Genomic DNA, 392 nt, shown 5'->3' on the forward strand with positions numbered 1-392 from the left:
GACGGAGCCAAGCTTGAGTCGTTTCTCGCTCCGGATTACACCCTCACCGTGGCACAGTCCGCTGGTCTGAGCGTTACTGATCGCGCCACGTGGCTACAGAACGCAACGACCGTGTACAAGCTTCACGATTTCGCGTTCAAGGAAGTTGTTGTGCGGCGCTATGGCAACGTGGCTGTGGTGAGCTCGTTCTACAATCAGCGGGCCACCGTTAACGGGCGCGACCGCAGCGGGGATGCATTCCTCACCGATGTCTGGGTGAACGTGGGCGGCGAATGGAAGGTTTCGGCGCGCTATTCAAGCGATCCGAAAGCTAGCACTCCGAAAGTGCCGCCTAACAATTCGTCCAAGCCGACGCCGCTTCGCGGCGCGGCTTAACTCAGGTGTTAGGCCTC

At 59.4% G+C, this 392-nt stretch carries 1 protein-coding gene; it reads left to right on the top strand.

The window, feature by feature from the left end; translation table 11 throughout:
- Positions 1–375, top strand: a 375-nt coding sequence (locus ACY35P_RS15680) for a nuclear transport factor 2 family protein (RefSeq protein WP_462116764.1), incomplete at its 5' end; no start/stop codon positions are given.
- Positions 376–392: the final 17 nt, after the last annotated feature.

This window comes from Lysobacter xanthus, assembly GCF_047159895.1.